At 66.0% G+C, this 19,846-nt stretch carries 18 protein-coding genes and 2 pseudogenes; 11 read left to right on the top strand and 9 right to left on the bottom strand.

Annotated features, from left to right (window positions below):
- Nucleotide 1 precedes the first annotated feature (1 nt).
- The 4 genes from JOB34_RS07810 (at nucleotide 2) to JOB34_RS07800 (ending at nucleotide 6,292) form a co-directional block, all read left to right on the top strand.
- Entirely contained in the window at nucleotides 2–2,926 is a 2,925-nt protein-coding gene (locus tag JOB34_RS07810) for a molybdopterin-dependent oxidoreductase (RefSeq protein WP_208052148.1), read from the top strand.
- Nucleotides 2,923–3,780, top strand: coding sequence for a molecular chaperone TorD family protein (locus JOB34_RS17475; protein ID WP_243757707.1), 858 nt, complete (start codon nucleotides 2,923–2,925; stop codon nucleotides 3,778–3,780). The genes JOB34_RS07810 and JOB34_RS17475 overlap by 4 nt, the downstream gene beginning before the upstream one ends.
- Entirely contained in the window at nucleotides 3,777–4,892 is a 1,116-nt protein-coding gene (locus tag JOB34_RS07805; protein WP_347813774.1) for a P-loop NTPase, read from the top strand. The genes JOB34_RS17475 and JOB34_RS07805 overlap by 4 nt, the downstream gene beginning before the upstream one ends.
- A 98-nt stretch (nucleotides 4,893–4,990) precedes the next feature.
- Complete coding sequence (locus JOB34_RS07800; RefSeq protein ID WP_208052146.1) at nucleotides 4,991–6,292, top strand: chloride channel protein; 1,302 nt, start codon at nucleotides 4,991–4,993, stop codon at nucleotides 6,290–6,292.
- Nucleotides 6,293–6,609: 317 nt separating this feature from the next.
- On the opposite strand, the gene JOB34_RS07795 is transcribed toward JOB34_RS07800, so the two are convergent.
- Nucleotides 6,610–7,815: a TDT family transporter gene (locus tag JOB34_RS07795; protein WP_208052145.1), complete on the bottom strand. Its 1,206-nt coding sequence runs from the start codon at nucleotides 7,813–7,815 to the stop codon at nucleotides 6,610–6,612.
- 97 nt (nucleotides 7,816–7,912) lie between these two features.
- On the opposite strand from JOB34_RS07795, the gene JOB34_RS07790 reads away from it, so the two are divergent.
- Nucleotides 7,913–8,863, top strand: coding sequence for a LysR substrate-binding domain-containing protein (locus JOB34_RS07790; RefSeq protein WP_208052144.1), 951 nt, complete (start codon nucleotides 7,913–7,915; stop codon nucleotides 8,861–8,863).
- A gap of 352 nt (nucleotides 8,864–9,215) precedes the next feature.
- Nucleotides 9,216–9,434, top strand: coding sequence for a hypothetical protein (locus tag JOB34_RS07785; RefSeq protein ID WP_208052143.1), 219 nt, complete (start codon nucleotides 9,216–9,218; stop codon nucleotides 9,432–9,434).
- A gap of 10 nt (nucleotides 9,435–9,444) precedes the next feature.
- On the opposite strand, the gene JOB34_RS07780 is transcribed toward JOB34_RS07785, so the two are convergent.
- From JOB34_RS07780 to JOB34_RS07745, 8 genes are all read right to left on the bottom strand, one after another.
- Nucleotides 9,445–9,678, bottom strand: a complete 234-nt coding sequence (locus JOB34_RS07780) for a hypothetical protein (RefSeq protein ID WP_208052142.1) — start codon at nucleotides 9,676–9,678, stop codon at nucleotides 9,445–9,447.
- A gap of 307 nt (nucleotides 9,679–9,985) precedes the next feature.
- Complete coding sequence (lgt, locus tag JOB34_RS07775; RefSeq protein WP_208052141.1) at nucleotides 9,986–10,867, bottom strand: prolipoprotein diacylglyceryl transferase; 882 nt, start codon at nucleotides 10,865–10,867, stop codon at nucleotides 9,986–9,988.
- A gap of 142 nt (nucleotides 10,868–11,009) precedes the next feature.
- Nucleotides 11,010–11,363, bottom strand: coding sequence for a DsrE family protein (locus JOB34_RS07770; protein ID WP_208052140.1), 354 nt, complete (start codon nucleotides 11,361–11,363; stop codon nucleotides 11,010–11,012).
- The gene (locus JOB34_RS07765) at nucleotides 11,363–11,764 is read right to left on the bottom strand and encodes a cytochrome c oxidase subunit 4 (protein ID WP_208052139.1); all 402 of its coding nucleotides are present in this window, start codon (nucleotides 11,762–11,764) and stop codon (nucleotides 11,363–11,365) included. The genes JOB34_RS07770 and JOB34_RS07765 overlap by 1 nt, the downstream gene beginning before the upstream one ends.
- A complete protein-coding gene (locus JOB34_RS07760) occupies nucleotides 11,761–12,834 on the bottom strand; it encodes a chloride channel protein (RefSeq protein ID WP_347813805.1) in 1,074 nt (357 codons plus the stop codon). Before JOB34_RS07760 ends, JOB34_RS07765 begins: the two co-directional genes overlap by 4 nt.
- 3 nt (nucleotides 12,835–12,837) lie before the next feature.
- Nucleotides 12,838–13,143 carry a hypothetical protein gene (locus tag JOB34_RS07755; RefSeq protein WP_208052137.1) on the bottom strand — a complete coding sequence of 102 codons (306 nt, stop codon included), beginning with the start codon at nucleotides 13,141–13,143 and terminating at the stop codon, nucleotides 12,838–12,840.
- A 211-nt stretch (nucleotides 13,144–13,354) separates the two neighbouring features.
- Nucleotides 13,355–13,705 (bottom strand): rhodanese-like domain-containing protein, encoded by a 351-nt coding sequence (locus JOB34_RS07750; RefSeq protein ID WP_208052136.1) that lies wholly within the window; start codon nucleotides 13,703–13,705, stop codon nucleotides 13,355–13,357.
- Nucleotides 13,698–14,543, bottom strand: coding sequence for a GntR family transcriptional regulator (locus JOB34_RS07745; protein WP_208052135.1), 846 nt, complete (start codon nucleotides 14,541–14,543; stop codon nucleotides 13,698–13,700). The genes JOB34_RS07750 and JOB34_RS07745 overlap by 8 nt, the downstream gene beginning before the upstream one ends.
- Nucleotides 14,544–14,678: 135 nt before the next feature.
- Here JOB34_RS07745 and JOB34_RS07740 point away from each other — a divergent pair, with 135 nt between their 5' ends.
- From JOB34_RS07740 to JOB34_RS07715, 5 genes and pseudogenes are all read left to right on the top strand, one after another.
- Nucleotides 14,679–15,989 (top strand): MBL fold metallo-hydrolase, encoded by a 1,311-nt coding sequence (locus tag JOB34_RS07740; protein ID WP_208052134.1) that lies wholly within the window; start codon nucleotides 14,679–14,681, stop codon nucleotides 15,987–15,989.
- Between the two features lie 276 nt (nucleotides 15,990–16,265).
- Nucleotides 16,266–16,556 (top strand): annotated as a pseudogene (locus JOB34_RS07735) (transposase); the annotation flags it as partial.
- 223 nt (nucleotides 16,557–16,779) lie between these two features.
- Complete coding sequence (locus JOB34_RS07730; RefSeq protein WP_208052133.1) at nucleotides 16,780–17,826, top strand: IS110 family transposase; 1,047 nt, start codon at nucleotides 16,780–16,782, stop codon at nucleotides 17,824–17,826.
- 48 nt (nucleotides 17,827–17,874) lie between these two features.
- Nucleotides 17,875–18,335, top strand: a pseudogene (locus JOB34_RS17470) (IS3 family transposase); the annotation flags it as partial.
- 276 nt (nucleotides 18,336–18,611) lie between these two features.
- The gene (locus tag JOB34_RS07715; RefSeq protein WP_208052130.1) at nucleotides 18,612–19,838 is read left to right on the top strand and encodes an IS110 family transposase; all 1,227 of its coding nucleotides are present in this window, start codon (nucleotides 18,612–18,614) and stop codon (nucleotides 19,836–19,838) included.
- The last annotated feature ends 8 nt before the right edge of the window (nucleotides 19,839–19,846 follow it).

Below are 19,846 nucleotides of genomic sequence, written 5' to 3'. Positions count from 1 at the left end.
TGTGAAAAGACAACGCACCCCGTCCCTGGTGGAGCGGGGCGAACGCGTCTCTGCCGCTCGAAAAGCGGTCGAAGAACGGGGCGAGACCTTCTACCAAGGTCCCAGCGCGATCCACTTGTCGGCATTCCCGCCGAAGGAACGGTGGGACGACTGGGTCGAGTTGGACTCGCGGTCGTGGCCGAAGCGCGTCGAGCATCACTACACCCTGGTGCCGACGACGTGCTTCAACTGCGAATCCGCCTGCGGCCTCCTCGCCTACGTGGACCGGGACAACCTGCAGGTGCGCAAGTTCGAGGGAAACCCGGAGCATCCCGGTTCTCGTGGCCGCAACTGCGCGAAGGGACCGGCGACCATCAATCAGGTCACCGACCCCGACAGGATCCTCTACCCCCTGAAGCGCGTAGGAGCGCGGGGGGCTGGCAAGTGGGCGCGGGTCAGTTGGGACGAGGCACTCGACGCCATCGCGGCACGCCTGCGCGCGGCGATCGTCGAGGGTCGGCAGAACGAGATCATGGTGCATCTCGGTCGTCCAGGTGAGGACGGTTATACCGAAAGGGTATTGGCCAGTTGGGGCGTCGACGGTCACAACTCGCACACCAACGTGTGCTCCAGCGGGGGGCGTACCGGATATCAGTTCTGGATGGGCATCGACCGGCCGAGTCCGGATCATGCCCACGCGAAAGTCATCTACTTGATCAGTTCACACCTGGAGACCGGGCACTATTTCAACCCGCATGCCCAGCGCATCACCGAGGCCCGGGCCAATGGCGCGAAGGTCATCGTCCTCGACACCCGGCTGTCCAACACCGCGACGCACGCGGACTACTGGCTGTCGCCTCAGCCGGGCAGCGAGGCTGCCATCAACCTGGCGATCTGTCGGCACCTGATCACCACTCAGCAGTTCAATCGCGACTTCGTGCGTACCTGGTGGAACTGGGCGCAGTACCTGCAGGAGTGTGCCGCTGACCTGCCGCCGACCTTCGAGTCGTTCGAGGGCGAACTCGCCCGGCTGTATGACGACTTCACCTTCGAGTACGCCGCAGGTGAGTCGGGTATCGACGCCGGGACTCTTCGCGAGGTCGCCGAGACGGTGGCGACGGCGGGCACCAGGTTCGCAGCACACTCCTGGCGCTCGGCGGCCGCCGCCAACCTCGGCGGGTGGCAGGTGTCGCGCACGGTCATGCTGATCTCGGCGTTGTTGGGTGCGATCGCCACCGAAGGAGGCACCTTCCCGAACACGTGGAACAAGTTCGTGCCCAAACCGATTCACACTCCGCCACATCCCAAGGTGTGGCAGGGGCTCAGTTGGCCGTTGGAGTACCCGCTGGCACAGAACGAACTGTCCTTCCTGCTTCCGCACCTCATCAAAGATGGCCGCGGACGGTTGGACACCTATTTCGCACGGGTCTACAACCCGGTGTGGACCAACCCCGACGGTTTGTCCTGGATGGAGATGCTGACTGACGAGGAACAGGTCGGCAGCTTTGTCTCGCTCACTCCGACGTGGAACGAGTCGGCCTATCTCGCCGACTGGGTCCTGCCGATGGGTCACGCGTCCGAGCGTCACGACACCCACTCCTACGAACAGTACGACGGGCAGTGGATCGGATTCCGGCAACCGGTGCTGCGTGCCATGCGGGAGCGGATGGGTGAGGTCATCACCGATACCCGGCAGGTCAACCCCGGGGAGGTCTGGGAGGAGAACGAATGGTGGATCGAGCTGTCTTGGAGGATCGACCCGGACGGCAGCCTCGGCATCCGGCAGTACCACGAATCGCGGAAGGAACCCGGGACCAAGCTCACTGTTGATGAGTACTACGGCTGGATGTTCGAGAATTCGGTTCCCGGCCTGCCTGAGGCGGCGGCCCAGCAGGGCAAGACGCCGCTGGAGTACATGCGGACCTATGGGGCGTTCGAGATAGCCAAGGGCACGGGTGCCGTCCATGAGCAAGAGGTTCCGTCGGAAGAGCTGGTCAACACCTCGATCACGCCGCTCGGCCGCGTCTACACCGCCACCCCCAAGCCGGACAGCCCGAACCTGGCACCCGTCGCCGCGCCGGACCCCGACGATCAGGGCAGACGTGCGGTCGGTGTCGAGGTCGACGGTGTCGTCCGGCGCGGTTTCCCCACTCCGTCCGGCCGTCTGGAGTTCTACTCCTCGACGTTGGCCGATTGGGGTTGGCCCGAGCAAGCCATCCCGGGATACATCAAGAGCCACGTGCACCCGGACAACCTGGCCGAGGACGAGATGGTGCTGCTGTCGACGTTCCGACTGCCGACCCAGATCCACACCCGCTCGGCCAACGCCAAATGGTTGGACGAGCTGGCCCACACGAATCCGGTGTGGATACATCCACAGGACGCCGTTCGGCTCGGAGTCGAGAAGACAGGCGACCTGGTCCGTGTCGAGACCGCGATCGGCTTCTTCGTTGCCAGGGCCTGGATCACCGAGGGCATCCGCCCAGGCGTCGTGGCGTGCAGTCACCACATGGGCAGATGGCGCCCACAACAGCAGGAGGGGGGCGTTAGCGGGATGATGGCAACGGTGGACCTCGCGAACGACGGGTCGACCTGGTCGATGCACCGGCTGCGCGATGTCCATCCGCACGAGTCCAGCGATCCGGACACCCAACGCATCTGGTGGAGCGACACCGGCGTCCACCAGAACCTCACGTTCCCGGTGCACCCGGACCCGATTTCGGGAATGCACTGCTGGCATCAGGCGGTCCGCATTTCAGCTGCCGGTCCGAACGACAAAGCGGGGGACATCAGTGTCGACACGGCGAAGGCTCGTGAGGTCTACCTGGAGTGGTTGACCAAGACACGCGAGGCGCACCGGGTCTCACCCGACGGGACACGTCGGCCACGGTGGCTGCAGCGACCGCTCAAACCGCAGGGTGACGCCTTTTTGATACCTCACTCATGATCGCTTCGGAGATGACGGCCTTGGCCGCCCTGGGGGAGGTCGCTCGGGCAGCCGGCGCGGTATTGCTGACTCCACCGCCGGGCTCCTCAGCCATCAGCGCCGCTCTGCAATTGGAGGAGTTCACCAGCAGCGACTACACCGAGGCGTTCGTGTTGATGGCGCCGCCCCACGCTGCCATCCACCTGGGCGCCGAAGGCAAGTTAGGCGGCGATGCGTTGGATCGCGTCGAGGGCCTGTGGCGGGCGCTCGGTGTCACTCCACCGGTAGACGCCGATCATCTCGGAGTGTTGCTGATGAGCTGGGCGCAGCTGCTCGAAGACACCGACCCCGCGGCGCGTCGAGTGGCCTACACGCTCCTGCACGAACACATCTGGCCGTGGGCGCCGGGATATCTCGGCGCAGTCGGTCGGCTCGGTATCCCGTCGGTCACCGCGTGGAGCGAGCTCACCCTGCAGGTCCTGCACGCTGGGCTGCAACAAGCCCCGATGCCGCAACTACTGCCGGCAGCCCTGCGCGACGCACCTGCGGACTTGACCGGAACCATCGACCGTGAGGATCTGCTGGACGCGATGGTCGCACCTATCCGATGTGGTTTCGTGTTGACCCAGCGCGACCTGGCGGCCGGCGCAGCGCAGGTCGGATTGGGATACCGGCGCGGCGAGCGACGCTTCGCACTCAAGGCGATGCTCGACCAGGATTCCCACGCGACGCTGCGGTGGCTTGCGGCTCACAGTGCCGGGTGGGCGGATCTCCACGAGACCTGGGATGGCGAATCTGCGACCGGCCGGTGGTGGTCCGAGCGAGCACGAGCGACCAGCGACGCGCTGGGCCTCGTCCTGCAGGGAGCGTCGTGAAGAGCGCGAGCACCGCGTCCGAAAGCCAGGTAAGGCGTGTCGTCGGCGACTTGCTCGACCCCGAGCTGCATCACACGTTTGCGGCACTGCAGATGGTGCGCGAAGTGCGGATCGACCGGCGCGGACGAGCGTCAGTGCGCATCGCGCTCACCACGCGCGGTTGTCCCATGACCGAGAACATCCGCGCGGCCGTGGTGCAGGCGGTGCGGGGGACCGGGATCGATCGAGTCGACGTCTCCTTCGATGTGATGAGCGAGGAGGAGCGGCAGGCGGCTGCCGACGTGGCGGTGCCAGTGCATGGTCTGGGAGCCGCTCCCGCGCCCGCCGTCTATGCGATTGCCAGCGGAAAAGGAGGCGTCGGCAAGTCCACAGTGGCCGCCAACCTCGCTGTCGCTCTGGCCACCCACGGCAAACGTGTCGGGCTGTTGGACGCCGACGTGTGGGGGTACTCGGTACCTCAACTGTTCGGGGTGCGTCACTCGCCTGTGGTGCTCAACGGGAGGATGCTGCCGGTTCGCGCGCACGGCGTCAGCCTGATGTCGCTCGGGTTCTTCGTGAAAGAGAACGAGCCGATCGTGTGGCGGGGGCCCATGCTGCACAAGGCGTTGAGTCAATTCGTGACCGAAACACACTGGGGCGACTTGGACGTACTGGTGCTCGATCTGCCGCCCGGCACCGGTGATGTCACCCTGTCGGTGCTGGAACTGTTGCCCGACGCGGCGCTCGTGGCGGTCACGACTCCGCAGGCCGCGGCGCGCACGGTCGCCTCACGGGTCGGCGCAATGGCCCGCGAGGTGCACATGCCGATCGCCGGGGTCGTTGAGAACATGGCCGAGCTGATCTGCGCCCACTGCGGTTCGCAGACGCCTCTGTTCGGCTCGGGTGGAGGTGAAGAACTCGCACGCGAACTGGGAACACCCCTGCTGGGCCGTATTCCGCTCGACGTGCAGTTGCGTCAGGCCGGCGACGCGGGTGTCCCGGTCGTACTGTCAGCACCCCGGAGCGGCTCGGCGCTGACGCTGAGCGATATCGCTGCGCGTCTGCGTCCGGTCCGACGACCACTTGTCGGGCGGCAATTGGGGTTGACCCCCGTTTCGTCAAATCCGCGATGAGTCGGATCCGCCGCCCGGCCCGACAACCCGGGCCGACCGAACGTCTACGGGTGCCGCCGCCCCTGATACGGCGGCGGCTGCCGTCCGGACGGGGTGCGATGACCCAACCGAACGTCACCGGGGACGGCGATGCACGTCTGACGGGAAAGTTCTGGATCCTGGTCGTCCTGGTCGGTGTCGCGACGGGGCTGTTCGGAGTCCTGATGATGCTGGTCCTGTTCAGCGTTCAGCATCTTGCCTTCGGTACGCCGTTGAGCGGCGACGGCACACTGAGCAGTGTCGAGGCGGCGTCGGGATGGCACCGACTCCTTCCGGTTCTGATCGGTGGCGTCATTGCGGGTCCCGCATGGTTCTTGCTGCGTAAGTTCACCCCCGGGGCCAAGTCCGAGGTCGACGACGTGTTGTGGACCGGGGTGGGTCGGCTGTCTTTCCGTCGCAGCCTCGGGACGTCGGTGATCTCCGAAGTGGTCATCGGGCTCGGTGCGTCCCTAGGTCGTGAAGCGGCGCCAAAACTCATGGGCGCGGTATCAGGCAACGTCCTCGCCGACTGGGCTCGCCTCACGCCCGCGCAGCGACGACTCCTCGTGGCATGCGGGGGTGGGGCCGGCCTCGCCGCGGTGTACAACGTCCCCCTCGGCGGGGCGTTATTCACCGCCGAGATCCTCGTCGGCGCCATCAACCTGCCCACCATGCTCCCGGCAGTGATCTGTTCAGCAGTGGCGACGAGCACCGCGTGGATCTTCCTTCCGCAGCATCCGACGTACATCGACATCCCTCAGTACGCCTTCGCGTTACGTCTCCTGGTCTGGGCCCTGGTAGCGGGCATCGTCATCGGGTTGGCATCAGCCGGCTATGTTCGGCTCATCGGAAGCGTCTCGCATCTGCAGGTCACCGGACGGCGTGCGCTCATCGCGCCGCTTATCGCCTTCGCAATTCTCGGTCTCCTGGCGTTGGTCTACCCGCAGTTGTACGGCAACGGCAAAGGGATGGCGCACGACGCTTTCCTCGGATCAGGGACACTGACACTTCTGCTGGCTTTGGCCGTGCTCAAGCCTCTCGTCACACTGCTGTGTCTCGGTAGCGGTGCCTCCGGCGGGCTGTTCACCCCGGTGATGAGCACCGGAGCCGTGGCCGGCGGCTTCCTGGGATTAGCGTGGAACCACCTGTGGCCGGGCAGCCCCGTGGGTGCTTACGCGATGATCGGCGCCGCCGCGATGATCGGGGCGGCGATGCAGGCTCCCTTGGCAGCAGTGGCACTGGTCCTTGAGCTCACCCATAGTGGGTTTGCGCTGATGGTGCCGATTCTGATCGCGACGGCCATCGCGACCGCCGTGACCCGGTGGATCGATGGCTACTCCATCTACACCGCGCGACTCGCGCCCGAACCAGTCAGCGGTTGACGGACGGCGCCGACAGGGAGCGCACGATCAGGTGTCCGAGCTGTCGTCGCTGGGTTCGACCACTTGCCACGCCGGTAGGCCGAGTGCTTCCAGATGGTCCGCGACCATGGTCCTGGAGGATGGGGCGTGACCACATACCAGTATCGGTCGCGTCATGGTGTCCGGGCCAGATGGAAGGACCACCTGCCGGCCCTCGCACGTAGCACTGCCGGTGTCCGTATCGAAGCAGATCGCGCCCTCGGCGAACAGCAATGCAGCACTTCGGCTGTCAATGACGACACCGGAATCACACGCGGTGCTCGTCTTTCGGGAAGGCATCACGGCACCAGGGTCACAGTCCGGGGCGGGGCGGGGCGGAACAACGTCCCGCGCACCGAACCGTGCGCTGTCCGCACGGCAACCGTTGCCCAGGCGATCAACAAGCCGACGTAGAACACGGCAGCCGCCCAATGAAACACGGTGGATCCGGTGTGCAGCGCGAGCCCACTCGTCCCTGTGACACAGGTGCCCACGGGGAAGGTGAACGACCACCAGGTCAGGGAGAACGGCAGTCCCTGCTTCGCTGTTCGCGCGGTCACCGCGGCCGCCAGCCCGGCCCACAGCAGCGCGAAGCCCCACACCGGTACTCCGTAAACCACGGCGAACGCCTTGAACGCAGTCGAGTACGGCGCGGGCAACGCCTGGCTTGCGACACCACCGAGCAAGTTCGCGGCTGTGATCGATTGACCCAACGGGCCAAGGACGATCCATAAAGTCGGAACCATGCGGGCTTCGCCGACCTTTTGTGTCGCGAGCCGATACCAGATAAGCGTGATCACGACGAGCGAGGCGATGAGGGCCAGACCGAACATCGCGTAACACGCCAGGACCAGCGTGAGACGAGCCTGCCCTGCAGGCGTGTGGGGTACGAGTAGGGCGCCTGTCGAGGCCGAGACCATGGGAGGTACGACGGGCATCAACCAGCCTCCGAACGCGCTCTTCTCGTCGACGCCTTCGTGCCGGGTGAACTGCAGATAGGGGACAACGCCGGCCGCCGCCAGACCGGTGAGAGTGCCCAGCGACCACAGCACCCAGTCGACGGCGACGGCAGGTCCTATGCCGAGAACGTCTTTACCTAAGAGCAGCGTGCCTGCGCCGACGGTGAGTATCGCCATGGGCGGTGCACCGTAGAAGTGGGCCATCACCGGATCGAGGTGGTGGCCGCGTGCGGTGTCGCGGTACTTGACCCAGTGCGCTGCGGTGGCGACCGTGAGCAGCACCAGCAGGATCGCGGCGGCTGCCCAGACCACGACACCGAAGACACGCAGGCCCGGGAACTGGACCGGCAGAGATGCGGCTGCCACCGCCACGATGCCGGTGCCCATGATGGACGCGTACCAGTTCGGCGTGATGTTGCTGAACATCTCCGAGGGGTGCTGCAGATCGCGCAGCAACCCGGTCCGCGGGCCGGACGTTGCCCGCCCACCTATTGGCGGCTGCCCGCCCGGCTCGCCCGCCTGTCGTTCGACCGTCGTATTCGTCATGCCGTCCACGATGCCTCGGTGGGCTTGTCGGCAACACCCTTGTTAACCTTGTGCGGCCACAAACGCACATTGTGATGTCGAAGGCTAGAGTGTGGGCGTGTTGTCGCCCAGGATGCCCGATCTCGCTGCGCTCGATGTCCTGCTGGTGGTTGCGCAGACCGGGAGCTTGAGTAAGGCAGCGACCGAGGTTGGGACCAGCCAGCAAGCGATCTCAGCACGCATCACCGCGCTGGAGAATCTTGTCGGATCGCGGTTGACCACTCGGACCTCGCGCGGGACCGAACTGACCGAACACGGCCGTCTGGTGGTGGAGTGGGCCGACAGTCTGCTGCGTCATGCGGCGAAGGTGGATGCAGGGATTGCTTCTCTGCGGGATCTCACGAGGGCGAGCATTCGTCTCAGTGCCAGTCTGACGATCGCCGAGCAGTTGCTGCCGATGTGGTTGGTGGGCCTTCAGGCGGACGCCCGCCGGCGTGGAAGAGACCCCCTAGGAATCGTCCTGACGGCGACGAACAGTGTGCAGGTCGCAGAACAGGTTCGATCCGGTGAGGCCGACCTCGGGTTCGTCGAGGGACCCCGGGCCCCGCGTGGCCTACGCAGCACGGTTGTGGACCACGACGAGTTGATCCTGGTCGTGCCCTCGGGTCACGCCTGGGCGCGCAGGCGTGGGGCGGTGACAGTGGAAGAATTGACGCGACTTCCGCTCGTAGTGCGTGAACGGGGGTCTGGCACGCGCGACTTCTTCGAGACCGCTGTCGCAGCAAAGACCGGTATCGAGCAATCCTTCGTCGAACCGGCCCTCGAGTTGTCCACATCCGCTGCTGTGCGAACGGCGGTGCTCGCCGGGGCGGGGCCCACCGTTGTCAGTCGGCTTGCGGTGGGTGACGACGTAGCCGCTGGACGCCTTGCTGCGGTGAGGATCGCGGACTTGGACCTGCGTCGCGACCTCCGCGCCATTTGGGTGGGAGGTCGGACAGCACCGGCCGGCGCTGCGCGCGACATGCTCGCTCACATTGCCTCATCGACGACCCGGTCGCCCAAGATCTAGGTGGGGTGCATTCGGGTCGTGGCACCCTACAGAGGGGGACTAGTGGGAGAACGAAACGTTCGCCAGGATTCGGTTCAACCAGGCGAAGGGTCACCGCGGAGGTGGTCAAAGGCGACGCCAAAGGCCTTTGCGGAGGCGTCAATGAATGGGTCGGCAGTTCGCAAATAGTCCGCAACAAATTATGCGGACTGATTTCGCTAGCCGCGTCCAACGCTCGCGCGGGCGGGTTTGCGCAGATCAGACCCTGTCTCCACCCTTGATCGACGATGTCCAACTATGTCCGAAAGGGGCGTTTTCAGCTTCGACTACACGACGTACTCCAAGAACGGGACTGCTACACGGGTAGGCGCCCTTGAGCTTCCAAATCGGCGGGGTCACCCCGGCGCCGGACGCCATCGACGCGGACGACGCGGACACCACGAACGGCGGCGGTGGCAGCAAAACCGTCACTTACACCCCGACCCGCGGACGTCAACTGGCCCGTGGTCGCTGCGGTTACGACTTCGTCGCCGCCACAGCGACCACCGGCGACGACATCACCATCAGCGACTTCGCGTCGACCTGCGCCTGAACCGGCGGCCCTAGCCGAGGGCCGTCTTCTTTACCCGCTCCGGCGGCATGATCAGCTCCGGTATGGCTCTCGTCAGGAACTTGTCAAAGTGCGGCACGGTGAATGCGGCGGAACCCTGCTCGGGCATGTAGCGCAGCCCCGTGTTGATCAACTGATCGCGCGTGGGGCCCATTTGCGTCGACTTACGCCCGATGATGGTGGCCACGTCCTGGGCCTTCTGAGCTTCGGGACCCAGCTCGGCCATTGCACGCGGGTAGATGCTTTCCATCTCGGTGGCCCGGTCCAGCCATTCACGAAGGAAGAATTCGTCAATCTTGCTTCGTGAATGGGGACGGATAGGGCAATGACCTCCCGCGTGACATGGGATCTCCGCAACGCCCCATACCGCATAGCCGGACACTGCCGAATCGAGCGCGCCGACGAGGCCCGGGTCCGTGGCGCCCCACGTCGAGCGCCGATAGAGGGGAGGCGGCCCCACTCCACCAGGCATGTGGCCCGGCTAGCAGTGGTGGTGTGGGTGGCTTTCCAGCAATGTGAAACCGGGCGGCCGACTAAGTGTTCGCCGTTCTTGCAGCCTCTGGTTGAGGGGTGTCTTCCCGGGTGTGCAGCTTCACTATTGCGAACCAGATGAGGCCGGCAGCAGTGATGGCGGTTGCGACGAGCAGGTTGAGGCGAACGCCGAGGAAGTGCGCCGAAGAATCGACACGAATGGTTTCCTCGAAGATCCGATATCCGGAGTACCCGGCGACGTAGAGCGCGAAAAGGCCCTGAGGTTTGATCCGTCGGTGGTGACCAGCCCAGATCAGGGCTGCGGCGAGCAACAGGTCGAAGATGAGTTCATAAAGGAAGGATGGTTGGAAGGTGGTGTATCGCAGGTCTGTCGGCGGCATCCCTGATGTCAGCCGTGCTGGTCTGCTGATCTGTACGGCCCAGGGCAGGGTGCTGGGTTTGCCGAACAGTTCTTGGTTGAAGTAGTTACCGATCCGCCCGATGGCTTGCGCAACGAGCAGCCCGGGTGCGGCGGCGTTCATGAACACTCCTACCGGTGCCTGTGCCCGGCGTAGTCGCCATATGGCGGCGGCCGCTCCCAGTGCGACGCCTCCCCAGATGCCCAGACCGCCTTGCCAGACCGCGAAGATGCCCCACCAGTGGTGGGGGATGTCGAACGGCGTGGTGATATCAAAGTAGATGCGTCCGCCGATGATTCCTGCGGGTAGCCCCCACCAAAGCACGTCGTAGATCACGGCCACATCGCCACCGGCGGCTTCCCACCGTCGCGAGGTGATGTAGAACGCCAGCACGATGCCGACCACGTACATCAGCCCGTAGAAGTGAACGAACAGCGGCCCGAGGTGGAAGCCGTTGACCGGTGGGCTGGGCAGATAGGTCGGCGCAGCACCAGCGAACGCCGCCGCAGCGGCACGACACACCATGCGGGGACCATCTCATCCCGAGCTGAGGCCCGCCGGTGCCGAGGTCCCCAGTTCGCGGGTCGTGTGCTGTCCCGCAACCTGCCCAGGAGGAACAGGTGTTCCAAACCCAACCCAAGCACTAGCAGTTTCGTGGCGTGGCGAGTTAGAGACGCACGTAGGCGGCGCCGCGCCATTGGCGCTGCGCGACGTAGGCCACTGCGGAGGGGACGACGTTGATTCCGTCGATCAGGAGTTGGGGGTCGATGGCCTGGGCGCGCAGAGAGTTGCCGCAGGCTGCGATGACGCAGCCATCCTGAAGAGCCTTCTTGATGGCGCTGTTGAGGTCGGAGTCACCGCAGAGCTGTCGCACTGCGGCGCCTTGGACCGCGATCTCGATGACCGTTTCCTGACCGAGTTCGCGTCGGATGTTGGTGGCGCTGAGCAGTCCGGCGGCGAGGGTGGACTGGTCGGGCAGGTGTATCACGACGCTGGGGTCTTGATCGTGCGGGGTGGGCATCAGATGGCGTCTTCTCCTCGGAAGTATTCAAAGACCCATCCGATAGCTGACAGGGCCAGCAGGGGCAGTCCGATGATGACCATCCACCATCCCACGGCAAGTCCGAGAAAGACGATGGCACCGGAGGCTGCCAGAAAGAGGGGCCACCACGAGTGGGGGCTGAAGAATCCGAAGTCGCCTTCGATATCTGAGATTAAGGCGTCGGGATTGTCATCGGGGCGTAGATCGATTTTGCGGCCGGTCCAGAAGAGGAAGAAAGAGATCATCAAGGCCAGGCCGCTGGACAACAGCAGGGCAGTGAACCCCACCGGCTCGTGAAACTTGGTGAAGATCCCGTAGATGACACCAACAATGCCGAAGAAGGCACACAGGATGCCGAATATGGTGTATTCAACTTTCATGGGCGTTCCGTTCTCACAGGTAATTGCTCAGGTTTTGGTGCTTTGTCAGGACTGGCAGAAGAGGTGACCGAGTGTCCCGGCGCTGTCCTGGGTTCTGAGGACGGTGCCGCTGGTGGCGGTGCGGGAGATGGGACCACGGTAGCGGGTGTGCTGGACGCTGAGTCGCTGACTTTCGGGGATGGGGTGGGCGACGGTGCATGGGTGGTGACGCGGTGCGCGGCGAGGTGGTGACTGCCGATGGCTGTGAGTAGGAGGCAGGGCAGCACCCATAGGGGTGGTCCTGTGAGTTCCCAGGCGAAGAATGCCGCGAACCACGGTGCCTTTTGGGTGGTGGCCAGTACGCCGGCGGCGCCGATGATGGCGTAGGTGGGGGTGGGGATGGGCAGTCCGAGGGCGTGGGCGCCGATGGCGGCGGCGGCTCCGAGTGCGGCTCCGGTTGCCAGCGCTGGAGTGATCAGGCCTCCGGTTGCTCCTGCTCGCAGGTACATGCTGGTGGCCAGGGGTTTCAGCAGCAGCAGGGCGAGGAACACTGCGATGCTGCCGTGTCCGGTGATGATGGTGTCGATGATGGCTTTGCCGTTGCCGAAAAGCTGAGGGAACCACCAGGCGGTGATGCCCAGCAGTGTTCCCGTGGCGCCGATCGTGACGATCAGCCAGGGGGTGGCGGGGGTGGCCTTTCCTCGTGCGCGGGACATGAGGTCGGAGAATTTCTCTCCGACGATGGCACACGGTGCGATCGCGATGAGGGCCCAGGCCAGGGTGGCGGCCCAGGAGGGTGTGGTCCCGGGCCAGTGGTAGGCCCGGGCGGTTCCGTGCACGGACCACAGCACACCGGTCGCGATCCCCGAGACGGCCAGGGCCATCGCCAGGGTGGCCATTCGGCGGGTCCGCAAGGTGATTTCGACGGCGAACAGTGCGCCGGCGATGGGGGTGTTGTACACGGCGGCCAGGCCAGCACCGGCGGCTGCTGCGATGAGCGCCGAGCGGTGCGCGGGGCTGATCCTGCGGTGTTGGATGGCGGTGGCGGTCAGGATGGCCGCCATCTGACGTGGTGCTCCCTCGCGGCCGATGGATCATCCAGAGCCGACCGCGAGCACTTGCAGGAGCGCGTCGAGGTTGACACGCCACAGGGCCGGTCGTGGCGGGGAGCCGGTGACCAACTCGTTGACCGTCAGCACTGGGCGTTGTCGTCGTATCCACCACCACCCGCCACCAGCGAGCAGCCCTCCCAGGGCGGGGCCGACGACCCGGCGCCACCGGGGTGCCTGCCGGACGCCGTCCAGGAACATCCCATGGTCGTAACCGAAGGTTTGGTATTCCACCAGGTGCAAGACGAAGCTGAGGGCGACACCGGCCACGCCGCTCAGCAGACCGGCCACGACGATGCACAGCGCTAAAACCAGCGGCGAGGAGGCCGAGGCCGCCGCGGCACCTGTTGATAGCCCCGGCGTGCGTGGCGTGAGGTGTCCCGGTCCGCCGTGTCGCGCCGCGGGGGTGGGTCTGTCGCGGTGAGGGTGGCCGGGCTGCCGGGCGGTCATGGGGCCAGTGCGTGGGGTGAGCGTTGGTCGTTGCAGGGTGGGGACCCGCAGGTCACTCCAAACCCCCTGCGCTTCCATCGTCGCGGACCATGGGTAGTCCTTGCTCGTGCCATGCGTTCATGCCCCCGGCCATGTTGCGGACCTGGAACCCGGCTGCCGCCAGGCGCTCGGCGGCTTTGCCGGAGCGTTTTCCCGATCGGCAGATCGCGATCACCGGCACCGCCGTGTCCATGGTGGCCGGGTCCAGGTCACCCAACGGGATGTGCACGGCCCCGGCGGCGTGACCTCGGTCCCACTCCTCGTCTTCGCGGACATCCAGGAGAACGGTGGGGGTCGCCGCAGCGGAGCGTGTTTCGGCGGGTGTGATGTCGGGCCCGGGGTGCGGGTGAGTGGCGTCAGGCATGACTACTCCTTGGGGCAGCGGACGGAAATGCGGAATCGACGAAGGCTTGGTCGCTGTGGAGGAGCGGGGCGGCGACGCCGAGGCGGTACCCGGTCCGGGCGGCAAAACTGGCGCTCACGCTGAACCTGTCGCCTCGGATCAGCGTGTGTCGCCACTCGATCCGACGACTGCCCCAGGTGCCGGTGCGTTCGATGGCGAACGCCGCCGTGCGGTCGTCGATCTTCAGCAGCACCCGCTCGGGTGCTGTGGGGACCACGGCGCGGAGATGCTCTTCGCCGCCGGTCAGCCGGATGGCGCACCGGCGGTCCAGCTCGTCGTAGAGGGCGGTGCGCGTGAAGTCGCTGTCCAGAAGCGGGGCGGTCAGTTGCGCGGGCAGCCACACCCGGTCCAATGCCAAGGGCTCTCCGTCAGCCAGCCGCAATCGCTCGAGGTACAGCAAAGGAACATCGTTGGGCAGTCCCAGGCGGCCCGCGGCGACTTCATCGACGCGTAGATCCAGCACCCGCACCTGACTGATCTGCTCCATCCCAGCGTCTTCAGCCGCGGCGAACAGGCTGTACAGCGCACCAAGCGGTTGTTCGATCTGAGCCGCCGGCGGGATCTGTGGTGCACGACCCCGGACCGCGGTCACCACACCGTCCTCCCGTAACTGCCGCAGCGCCTCGCGGACGGTGTGACGACTGACGCCGTACTGCTCACGCAAGCTCAGCTCCCCGGGAAAGGGGCCGTTGGCGAACTCCCCGACCTCAAGGCGTCGACACAGGTCATCGCGCAGTTGTCGCCACAACGGGGTCTGCACCTGCCGGTCCAGGGACCGCGCGCCGGAACTGCTCTTCATGGTGCACCTCCTCGTTTCGTTGACCTGCTCCGTGTAAGCACCCGCGTCTTGTGTCGACTTACCGATCGGCGTAATGTCTGGACATTACCACGGCACTTCGCCGGGTATGACCGGACATTGAGTGAGGGTTTGCGTATGCAGGTCGAAGTTCTGGACACATCCGAGCTGGGCGACCGCAGCTACGTGGTGCACGACGGCTCGCGTGCCATCGTGGTCGACCCGCAGCGCGATATCGATCGCGTCCTGGACGTGGTGGCTCGGTTGGGGGTGGGCGTCGATGTGGTGCTCGAGACCCATATCCATAACGACTACGTGACCGGCGGCTATGAGCTGGCCCGCCGAACCGGCGCGCGGTATGTGGTCAATGGCGAGGACCAGGTCGCATTCGAACGTACCGCCGTCCGCGACGGCGACACCGTGCAGGCCGGCAACCTGACCGTTGATGTCGTGGCCACCCCCGGGCACACCGTTACGCACCTGGCGTTCGTGATCACTGATGCCACTGCGCCCGATGATGGCCCTCCGGCTGTGTTCACCGGCGGATCTCTGTTGTACGGCAGCGTGGGACGCACCGATCTGGTGGATCCGGCCCGCACCGTGGAACTGACTCACGCGCAGTACCACTCGGCCCGCCGCCTTGCTGACCTGTTGCCCGACGACGCACCGGTCTATCCCACCCACGGGTTCGGCAGCTTCTGCTCTTCCGGTTCCGCTGCAGGCGGACAAGACAGCACGATCGGTATCGAGCGCGGCCGCAACGACGCCCTGGTGACCCAGAACGAACAGGAGTTCGTCGACACTCTGGTGGCCAATCTCACCGCCTACCCCGCCTACTACGCCCACATGGCACCGCTGAACCTGGCCGGCCCCGGCGTTCCCGACCTGAGCCCACCCCGCGAAGTCGACGCCGCCGACCTGGCCCACAGCATCAAGGCCGGGGAATGGGTGATCGACCTTCGTGACCGCACCGCCTACGCCGCCGACCACATCGAAGGCACCGTCAGCATCGCGCTGGGCGCCCAGTTCGCCACCTACGTGGGATGGCTCGCCCCCTGGGGCGCCCCCCTGACAGTGATCGCCGATACCCCCCAGCAGGTCACCGACGCCCAACGCCAGCTGATCCGCATCGGTGTGGACCAGTTGGCCGGTGCCCGCAGCGGCGAGTTGGACCAGGTCGCCGCCGACGCGCCGCGAACCAGCTACCCCCGTGTCAACTTCGCCGAGGTCGCCGAACAGGCGGGCCCCGGCGACGTGATCTTGGATGTCCGTCGCGACGACGAACGAGCCCAGGGATATATCCAAGACTCCGCCCATATCCCCCTCAGCGACCTACTCACCCGTCTGGAAGACCTGCCGCCGGGCCGCTTGTGGGTGCACTGCGCCTCAGGGTTCCGCGCCAGCATCGGCGCCGGTGCTCAGTTCGGTGCACGCGTCCCTGCTGGCTAGGTCTACGACGCGTCGGGCTCCGGCGAACCGTGTGCTAAGCCGTTACTGCGGGATAGGACCTCAACGAACTGACGCACCGTAGGCGAACCGTCGACACCGTCCGGCGTCCGATACAGCCGACACGACAGCCCGATCGGGGTCCTTGGTTCGGCAAAGGGATCCTGACCGTCGATCAGAACCGTCGGGGAGCCACGAAAGCCCCAGCGGTGCGCCTGCTCCTGGGTATGAACCGCCCCGGTATGTCCGGAGACTCCGATTGTTGAGAAAGTTGGAGTCATGCCAGGGAACACCTCGAAGCGGTACCCGGCCGAGTTGAAGGTTCGGGCGGTGCGGATGGTCGCGGAGCGACCATCGGATGAGTCGGAGTGGGCGGCGATGCAACGGATCGCGCCCCTGCTGGGGATCACGGCCGCGGAAACGCTGCGCAAGTGGGTGCGTCAAGCACAAGTCGACGCGGGCGCGCGGGACGGGACCACGTCCGCGGAGTCGGAGGAACTGCGCCGGCTGCGGCGGGAGAACGCTGACTTGAAGAGGGCCAACGGGATCCTGCGGGCGGCGTCGGCTTTCTTCGCGTCAATGCCACGCTGAGGGGGTCCAGCGGGGTTTGCTCGTTTCTTCGCTGCCCGGCACTTCGTGTTGTGGCTTTTCGTCCGATGTGCGGCTCCGCTGGATGCCCTGGTCGTCGGGTGTCTCGTGGCTTGATAGGAGCCTGCTTTTGCTCGATTGAGGCGTGCCCGGGTCTCCCGGCGGTCAGGACAACCATGTGTCCACGTCTTGAAGGGAGTCCGTCATGGTCATGATCGGTACCGATTCGCATAAGAAGACTCACACGGTCGTAGCTGTTGATGCGGTCGGGCGGCAGCTGGCCCTCACGACGCTGCGGGCAAATACTGAGGGACACTTGCAATTGCTGCAGTGGGCCAGTCAGTTCAGCGATGTCACGTTCGCGTTGGAGGATTGTCGTCATCTGACCCGCCGGCTTGAAAGTGATCTGCTGCGCGCGGGGCAGCGTGTGGTCCGGGTACCGACACGGTTGATGGCCGATGCCCGCCGCGGATCGCGCACGCCCGGCAAGTCCGACCCGATCAACGCCGAGTCGGTCGCGATCGCGGCGCTGCGCCACCCTGGCCTGCCGGTGGCGGAGTTGGAGGGTCCCGCCCGCGAGGTCAAGCTCTTGTCGGATCACCGACGGGACCTGGTGATGCAACGCACCCGCGCATGTTGCCAATTACGTTGGTACCTGCACGAATTGGACCCCGACCTCGATGTCCCGGCGCGCGGGCTACGGCATGCTTCGACGGTCGCCATGGTCGCGTGCAGCATCGCCGACCGTGACGGAGTCGTCGCGCGACTGGCCCGTGAGCTGCTGGACCGGATCACCGAGTTGACCCGGCAAGTCAAGGCCATCGAGAAAGAACTCAAAACGCTCGTGGCCACGTTGGCACCCGCGCTGCTGAACGTGCCCGGGTGCGGCGTACTGTTGGCGGCCCTGCTCCTGGGGGAGACGGCTGGCGTGCACCGCTTCAACAGCCGCCACGCTTACGCCCGCTTCACCGGGACCGCACCAGTTCCGGTCTGGTCCGGGTCGTCCGCCGGCAAGGTACGTCTGAATCGTGGTGGCAACCGGCGAGCGAACTACGCCCTGCACATGATCGCCGTCACCCAGGCCCGCGGAGTCGGCCCCGGCAAGGACTACCTCGACAAGCAACATCAGCGCGGCAAGGACCGTGTGGCCGCGTTCCGCCTCCTACGCCGACGCCTGTCCGACGCGGTCTACACCGCGCTGCGCGCCGATCAAGTCGCCACCTCAACTCCCGCGCTGCCAGCAGTCGCATGAAACCAACAAGCCCGAACCAGCGCACCGGCCTTGACATAGGAGCATCGCCGAGCTCGACCGGCCACACGGCTGATCGTGGACTTCATTACCGCGCACAAGAACCAGCGCGATGGTGATGGCCTGCGGTGGGGTGTCGAGCCGATCTGCGCCGTGCTCAGCGAGCATGGGTGGCGGATCGCCCCATCGACGTACTACAAACACGTCAACCGTGAGGCGACAGCCGCCCAACGGCGGGAGGCGTTGTTGATCAACGAGATCCGCCGGGTTCACGCGCGTAATTACGGGGTGTACGGGGCGCGGAGGTCTGGTTGACCCTCAACCGCGAAGGCACACCGGTGGCTAGGTGCACGGTGGAACGGCTGATGCGCGGGCAGGGCCTGGTCGGCGCGTTCCGCGGGAAGGTCAAGCGCACCATGATCGCTGAACCGGGCGCTGCCCGCCCGGACGATCTGGTCAATCGGCGCTTCGCGCCGGTGGCCCCGGACACGTTGTGGGTGGCCGACTTCACCTAATGGGAGGACCGCGAGCTCCTCGCGGTGTCTGATGCGACTGGCAGGGGCCCCTGAGATTTCACCGGCCCTGGCTGGGTGCAGGGTGGGAGTGAGCCGCTGGCGGTGGTCCACTCCCAATACTTCACCGGGCTGTGAAGGCCTCAACGTAGACGGTGGCCCTGCCAGTCGCTGGGACGGGTGAACGGCTAGTGAGATGCCGCGCCTTGAGCGCTTCCATTAGGTCGCCGCGCACGTCCTCGGGCTCGTTCACCAACACGAGAGTCAGGAGAGCACGTGGCAGGCATCACCTGTGGAGTCGACTGGGCCGAAGGGCATCACGACGTCGCGATTATCGACGCCTCCGGGACGGTGCTGGCGCGCCGTCGGATCGATACCGGCGTCAGGGGGTTCACCGAGTTGGAAGAGTTGTTCGCACTTCATAGTCACGACCCGGCCGCGGTGCCGGTCGCGATCGAGACCGACAAGAACCTGCTGGTGGTCGCGCTGCACGCAGCCGGGCACCCGGTGTACGCGATCAACCCGCGCGCGGTCGCCCGCTACCGAGAACGCCACGGCCAGGCCGGCGGCAAGTCCGACCCCGGTGACGCACTGGTCCTGGCCGACATCCTGCGCACCGACGCCCACCGACACCGGAGCATGGCCCAGCTGAGCCAGAACGCCCAGGCCATCAAAGCGCTGGCCCGGCAGCATCAGGAAGCAATCTGGGCCGAGCACCAAACGATCAGCAGGCTCCGGTCGGTCCTGCTGGAGTTCTATCCCCAAGCGTTGCAGGCGTTTCCGCAGCTGAAGCACAAGGCCGCCCTCGCCGTGCTGGCCACCGCGCCAACCCCCGCGCAGGGTAAGCAGCTGACCCGAAGACAGCTCGTGGCGCTGCTGCACCGATGCGGCCGAAGGAACGACCCGGCGCTGGTCGACCGAGTCCTCGCCGAACTCACAGCACCGTCGCTTGGTCAACCCGCGGCGGTCGAGGCCGCGCTCGGCCTGACCGTGGCCGGCCTGGTCCAAGTCATCACCGCGATGCAGGGCGCCGTCGCTTCCCTCGAGGATGCCTTGGCCGCCGAGTTCGACCGGCACCACCTCGCGCCCGTGCTGCGATCAGCCCCGGGCCTCGGCCCGGTCCTGGCGGCAAGAGTGCTCGCCGAGATCGGAGACGACCCGACACCGTTCGCCACCGCCCAGGGGCTGCGCGCATTCGCCGGCACCGCGCCGATCACCCGCGCGTCGGGCAGATCCCGGTTCGTCAACGCCCGCCGAGTCCGAAACAAACGCCCGGCCGACGCATGCCACTGGTGGGCGTTCTCGATGCTCACCAAGTCCCCCGGCGCCCGAGCGCACTACGACCGACGCCGCGCCACCGGCGAGACCCACAACGCAGCATTGCGCAACCTGGCCAACAAGAACCTCGGCCGGCTGTGGTGGTGCCTGGCCAACGAGCAACCCTGGGACGAAAACCAAGCCTGGCCAGCCACCCCAGCCACCCCACGCGAAACCGCTGCTTGACACCTGAC

It is taken from the genome of Allobranchiibius sp. GilTou38, from assembly GCF_017565325.1.
In the GTDB taxonomy this organism is placed as follows: Bacteria; Actinomycetota; Actinomycetes; order Actinomycetales; family Dermatophilaceae; genus Allobranchiibius; species Allobranchiibius huperziae.
The sequence above is the reverse complement of the archived record's forward strand: the minus strand, read 5'-3'. Positions and strand labels throughout refer to the sequence as shown.

Excerpts from the sequence above, each read along its gene's own strand:
- JOB34_RS17475 (WP_243757707.1), top strand. The coding sequence starts at position 2,923 with ATGATCGCTTCGGAGATGACGGCCTTGGCCGCCCTGGGGGAGGTCGCT.
- JOB34_RS07800 (WP_208052146.1), top strand. The coding sequence starts at position 4,991 with ATGACCCAACCGAACGTCACCGGGGACGGCGATGCACGTCTGACGGGA.
- JOB34_RS07795 (WP_208052145.1), bottom strand. The coding sequence starts at position 7,815 with ATGACGAATACGACGGTCGAACGACAGGCGGGCGAGCCGGGCGGGCAG.
- JOB34_RS07780 (WP_208052142.1), bottom strand. The coding sequence starts at position 9,678 with ATGGCCGAGCTGGGTCCCGAAGCTCAGAAGGCCCAGGACGTGGCCACC.
- lgt (WP_208052141.1), bottom strand. The coding sequence starts at position 10,867 with ATGGTGTGTCGTGCCGCTGCGGCGGCGTTCGCTGGTGCTGCGCCGACC.
- JOB34_RS07770 (WP_208052140.1), bottom strand. The coding sequence starts at position 11,363 with ATGCCCACCCCGCACGATCAAGACCCCAGCGTCGTGATACACCTGCCC.
- JOB34_RS07765 (WP_208052139.1), bottom strand. The coding sequence starts at position 11,764 with ATGAAAGTTGAATACACCATATTCGGCATCCTGTGTGCCTTCTTCGGC.
- JOB34_RS07750 (WP_208052136.1), bottom strand. The coding sequence starts at position 13,705 with ATGCCTGACGCCACTCACCCGCACCCCGGGCCCGACATCACACCCGCC.
- JOB34_RS07745 (WP_208052135.1), bottom strand. The coding sequence starts at position 14,543 with ATGAAGAGCAGTTCCGGCGCGCGGTCCCTGGACCGGCAGGTGCAGACC.
- JOB34_RS07740 (WP_208052134.1), top strand. The coding sequence starts at position 14,679 with ATGCAGGTCGAAGTTCTGGACACATCCGAGCTGGGCGACCGCAGCTAC.
- JOB34_RS07730 (WP_208052133.1), top strand. The coding sequence starts at position 16,780 with ATGGTCATGATCGGTACCGATTCGCATAAGAAGACTCACACGGTCGTA.